This is a genomic window from Arhodomonas sp. KWT (assembly GCF_010993615.1).
Window position 1 is genome coordinate 1 of record NZ_WNXE01000170.1, and the last position, 4,962, is coordinate 4,962.

The 4,962-nt window shown below is 72.7% G+C and carries 6 protein-coding genes; 2 read left to right on the top strand and 4 right to left on the bottom strand.

The genetic code is table 11. The annotated features are described in order from the left end of the window. The coding region (locus tag G7A99_RS15890; RefSeq protein ID WP_163141903.1) for an exodeoxyribonuclease V subunit gamma at nucleotides 1-392 on the bottom strand (392 nt) is incomplete at its 3' end. A 333-nt stretch (nucleotides 393-725) separates the two neighbouring features. Here G7A99_RS15890 and G7A99_RS15895 point away from each other — a divergent pair. Further along, entirely contained in the window at nucleotides 726-1,217 is a 492-nt protein-coding gene (locus G7A99_RS15895; protein WP_163141906.1) for a carbonic anhydrase, read from the top strand. A 9-nt stretch (nucleotides 1,218-1,226) separates the two neighbouring features. Here G7A99_RS15895 and polX read toward each other — a convergent pair whose 3' ends face one another. Further along, nucleotides 1,227-2,948 carry a DNA polymerase/3'-5' exonuclease PolX gene (gene polX / locus G7A99_RS15900; protein WP_163141909.1) on the bottom strand — a complete coding sequence of 574 codons (1,722 nt, stop codon included), beginning with the start codon at nucleotides 2,946-2,948 and terminating at the stop codon, nucleotides 1,227-1,229. Between the two features lie 150 nt (nucleotides 2,949-3,098). Between polX and G7A99_RS15905 the strand changes: the two genes are divergently transcribed. Further along, nucleotides 3,099-4,034 (top strand): ChaN family lipoprotein, encoded by a 936-nt coding sequence (locus tag G7A99_RS15905; RefSeq protein WP_205599875.1) that lies wholly within the window; start codon nucleotides 3,099-3,101, stop codon nucleotides 4,032-4,034. A gap of 30 nt (nucleotides 4,035-4,064) precedes the next feature. Here G7A99_RS15905 and G7A99_RS15910 read toward each other — a convergent pair whose 3' ends face one another. Both G7A99_RS15910 and G7A99_RS15915 read right to left on the bottom strand, forming a co-directional pair. Further along, nucleotides 4,065-4,382, bottom strand: a complete 318-nt coding sequence (locus G7A99_RS15910; protein ID WP_163141912.1) for a hypothetical protein — start codon at nucleotides 4,380-4,382, stop codon at nucleotides 4,065-4,067. 164 nt (nucleotides 4,383-4,546) lie between these two features. Next, the coding region (locus tag G7A99_RS15915) for a M3 family metallopeptidase (RefSeq protein WP_163141915.1) at nucleotides 4,547-4,962 on the bottom strand (416 nt) is incomplete at its 5' end.

Consider the following 4,962-nt stretch of genomic DNA (forward strand, 5'->3'; position numbering starts at 1 on the left):
CGGTCGGCGAGCTGGTAGGCCTTGACCCCGTTGTCGTGGTCGCTGTCGGCGAGGTAGGCCCGCAGCGGGGCGAAGGCCTGGGCGTCGAGCACCCCCGGCAGCCGGGCGAGCACCCGCCAGCGCAGGGCCTGACGGTCGAAGCCGGACTGCTCGGGGAGGTCCGTCCAGTGCCGGGCGAACAGGCGCCAGACCAGTCCGCCGAGGAAGGGGAAGGCCACGTTGGCGGTCACGCCGTGACGCTCGGCGAGCTCGATGGACAGCCAGTGACCCATGCTGCGGTGGGGTACGACCACCGTCTCCTCGGTCATCGGCGGCAGCGGTGCCGCGGCCATCTGCCCGGCGAGGGCGTCGGCGAGGGCCTCCAGGCGGTTGCTGTGGTGGGTGACGAGCACGGTGGGCGGCGTCCTGTTCCTCGGTCTGCCGGCTCAGTCTGCCTGATCCGCGCGGGCCGCGGCGAGCGCGACGCATGCCTGCCCGGTCTGCTGGCGGTCTTGTCATCCGCCAGCCGGACCGAACGGGGCGTGGGGGCCCGGCAGCGGCGTTGCGCCAGGCCCGTGATCCCTTCCGGCGCCGTGTAAATGGCAGACCGCCGGGAGCTCGTCAGTAACGGTATAAGCAAATGACGAACGATTGGTTCCGACGCTCGGCGATGCGTGCTTACGCTGCCGGATCGGGGCGGGCGCGCCCCGATCCGTGTTTCCGCCGTCATAGAGGGAGGGGTCGAGATGAGCGTGACCGACGAGCTGCTGGAGGGGAACCGCGCCTACGCCGAGGGTTTCGATCAGGGCGGCCTGCCCATGCCGCCGTCCCGGCGGGTGGCGGTGGTGGCCTGCATGGACGCGCGCCTGGACGTCTACCGTCTGCTCGGCCTGGGGCTGGGCGAGGCCCACGTGATCCGCAATGCCGGCGGCGTGGTGAGCGAGGACGTGATCCGCTCGCTGGTGATCTCGCAGCGCCTGCTCGGCACCCGCGAGATCGTGCTGGTGCATCATACCGACTGCGGCATGCTCACCTTCAACGACGACGGGGTGAAGGCGCAGATCGAGGCCGAGACCGGGATGCGCCCACCGTTCGCGCTGGAGGCCTTCGGCGAGCCGGCCGAGGACGTGCGCCAGTCGCTGCGCCGCATCCAGGCGAACCCCTTCATCCCGCACCGGGACGCGGTTCGGGGCTTCGTCTATGACGTCGGTAACGGGCGGCTGGACGAGGTGCGCTGAGCCGGGCGGTCACCGTCGGCGCAGCGCGGCGAGGAAGTCGTTCACGCCGTGGGTGTTGAGCACATCGGCGGCGGTGAGCCAGCCGCGCCGTGCCTGGTCCAGGCCCAGGCGCATGAGCGCGAGGTCCTCGGTGCTGTGGGCGTCGGTGGCGACCACGAAACGGGCGCCCTGTCCGAGCGCCTCCCGGATCAGCACGTCGGGGAGATCCAGCCGGCCGGGCTGGGCGTTGATCTCCAGGGCGCAGCCGGTTTCCGCGGCGGCCCGGAGGATCCGGCCCATGTTCGCGTCGATGGGCTGGCGCTCGCCGAGGATCCGGCAGGTGGGGTGGGCGAGGATCTGGCAGTGGGGGCTGTCCAGCGCCCGCAGCAGCCGGTCGGTCTGCTTCGCGCGGGGCAGTCCCAGGCCGTAGTGCACGGCGCAGACGACAACGTCCATGCGCGCGAGCACGTCGTCCGGCAGGTCCAGGCTGCCGTCCTCCAGGATATCCACCTCGGCGGACCGGAGCACGCGGATGTCGTCCAGGCGGGCGTCCAGCGCCTCCAGGGCGTCCAGGTGCTCGGCGAACGCCCCCGGGGTGAGGCCGTTGGCGACGCGCAGCCGCCGGGTGTGGTCGGTGATGGCGAGGTACTCCCGGCCCAGGGCCTTCGCCGCCCGCGCCATGGCCTCCGCGCCGTCCCGTCCGTCGGTGGCATCGGTGTGGCAGTGGAGGTCGCCGCGGATGTCCTCGAGGGCCACCAGCGCCGGCAGCCGGTCCTCCGCCGCCGCCTCCAGCTCGCCGCGGTTCTCGCGCAGCTCCGGCTCGATGTAGACCAGCCCCACCTGTTCGTAGACCGAGGCCTCGGTGGCCCCGGCGATCCGGCGTTCACCCTCGAAGACACCGTACTCGTTGATCTTCAGTCCGCGCCGCTGGCCCATCACCCGCACGGCGATGTTGTGGGCCCGGTTGCCGGTGAAGTAGTGCAGCGCCGCGCCGTAGCTGGCCTCCGGGACCACCCGCAGGTCTACCTGCAGGCCGCCGTCGAGGATGACCGTCGCCCGGGTGTCGCCCCGGGAGACGACCTCGGAGACACTGTCGTAGCCGGTGAGCCGCTCCATGACGTCATTGCCGGTGTCCGCGCTGACCAGGATGTCCACGTCGCCCACGGTCTCGCGCCGGCGCCGGTAGCTGCCGGCGATGATCGCCTGCTTCACGCCGCGGGCCCCGGCGAGATGGGCCAGCAGGGGCTCGGCGATGCGCTCGGCGTCCGCCAGCCGGGTGCGCTGCTGGCTGTCCCGGTGTGCCTCGATGGCGTGCAGGATGTTGCGCTCGCTCTTCGCGCCGAAGCCCCTGAGGCCGCGGATTCGGCCCTGGCGGGCGGCGTGCTCGAGGTCGTCCAGGCTGCCGATGCCGAGGGCGTCGTGGAGGGCGCGGATGCGCCGCGGGCCGAGACCCGGGAGGGCGTCGAGGTCGGCGAGGTGTTCAGGGAACTGGCCGGCCAGGCGTTCCAGGGCCTGCAGCCGTCCGGTGTCCACGATCTCGTGCATCTTGGCGGCGAGGTCGTCGCCGATGCCCTGAAGCTCGGTGAGATCGGTGCCGTCCGCGATCATCCGCGCGACCTCGGTGCCGAGCCCGCGCACGGTCAGCGCGGCATTGCGGTAGGCGCGCACCCGGAACGGGTTCGCCCCCTGGATCTCCAGGAGCTCGGCGTAGCGCTCGAACAGCGTCGCGATCTCGCTATTGTGGACGGCCATGGGCGGCTCCCTCCCCGGCGGCTCGCCGTTGCCTGCCCGCTATTCCGGTGACCGCTGACAGGCACGGCCCGGGGCGGCAATACTAACCACCTGCGCCAGCAGGGACAGGGTCGCCGAGAACCGGGGCGGCGGCAACAGGAGATGCACGATATGCGCACGATGCTCATGGGGGCGGCGATGCTGCTGGCGCTGGCCGGCTGCGCGGTGACCGGCCCGGCGGGTGGCGGGCCGCAGGCGGGCCGGATCCGGGACGTCGCCGCGGGGCGTTTCATCGACAGGCCGGCCCTCATCGGGCGGCTGGCCCGGGCGGACGTCGTGCTGCTGGGCGAGGTGCACGACAATCCGCACCATCACGAGCGCCAGGCGGCGGTCATCGATGCCCTGGCCGCCCAAGGCCGGCGGCCGGCGGTGGTGCTGGAGATGCTGCGCGCGGACCAGCAGGCGGCGGTGGACCGGGCGCGTCGCGAGCATCCCGGTGATGTCGACGTGCTCGCCGGGGCGGTTGACTGGGCGGACTCCGGCTGGCCGCCGTGGTCGATGTACCGCCCGGTGTTCGCCGCGGCGTATCGCCACGACCTCCCCATCGTCGCGGGCAATCTCTCCCGGCAGCAGTTGGACACGCTGCGTTCCCGGGGGCTGGAGGGCCTGTCCGCCGCGACCCGGACCCGACTGGGCCTGGATCGCCCCCAGCCGGCCGACGAGCGGACCTCCATGACCGAGGCCATCCGCGAGGGTCATTGCGGGTTGCTGCCGGAGGAGATGCTGCCGCGCATGCGCGGGATCCAGCGGGCACGGGACGGTGCCCTGGCGCGTGCAGCGCTGGCGGCCGCCGGGGAGGCGGGGATGAGCGTGGTCATTGCCGGGCACGGTCACGCGCGGACCGACCACGCCATCCCGCGGGTGATTGCGGTCCTGGCGCCGTCACGCCGTGTCGCCGCCGTGGCATTCGAGCCGGCGATGCCGGATAACCCCGATGCACGGCCCGGCCAGGCACCGCCCTTCGACTACGTCTGGTTCACCGCCGCCGTGGAACGGGAGGACCCGTGTGCGGCGCTGCGCGAGCGTTTCGGCGGGTCCGGCGACTGATCCGGAGATGAAGCGGGCGGGACGCTGCGTTCAGCAGCGCCCCTTCTTGGCCTGGCCCGGCGGGCAGAAGTTGCCGGACGGGCCGCCGCCCTCGTGGATGACGCGCTCGCGCTCACGGCGGTAATGGCCGCCACCGTCGTCGTCACCGTCGGTGGTCACCGCGGTGCCGGTGGCAGCGCCGATGGCCCCGCCGAGGATGGCCCCGTCGCGACCGCCCACCTCGGAGCCGATGGCCGCCCCGGTGGCGCCACCGATCGCCCCGCCGATGGCGGCATCGGCGGTGTCGTCCGCGATTGCCGGGCCGGTGGCGATCAGCGCGCCGAGTGCCAGTGCGTACAGGCTTTTCATGTCGCTGCCTCCCGGTCTCTGCCGTTGTGGATTCAAACCCGGGGACAGGATGGCCCCGCGTGCCGGGGAGCGGCAAACGCGCCGACTGCTGCCGGGCGGCGGCGGCGCGTGAGCCCGTGTGTCGCGGCGCCCGGGGCGCGACGTCCCCGGGCGGCGACAGGGGTTCACGCGGCGAGACCGCTGTGGCGCAGCAGCGCCTCGATGCTGGGCTCGCGACCGCGGAAGCCGCGGTAGAGCGTCATGAAGTCCTCGCTGCCGCCCCGCTCCAGGATCCAGTGACGGAAGGCGCCGCCCGCCTCCTGGCTGAACAGCCCCTCCTCCTCGAAGCGCGAGAACGCATCCGCCGAGAGCACCTCCGCCCACTTGTAGCTGTAGTAGCCCGCGGCGTAGCCCCCCGCGAAGATGTGGGCGAAGCCGTTGGCGAAGCGGTTGAACGCCGGCGGGCGCATCACCGCGACCTGCCCGCGGACCTCGTCGAGCACGGCCTGGACGCGGGCCCCGGTGTCCGGGTCGTATTCCGCGTGCAGCCGCATGTCGAACAGCGAGAACTCGAGCTGGCGGACCATCTGCATGGCGGACT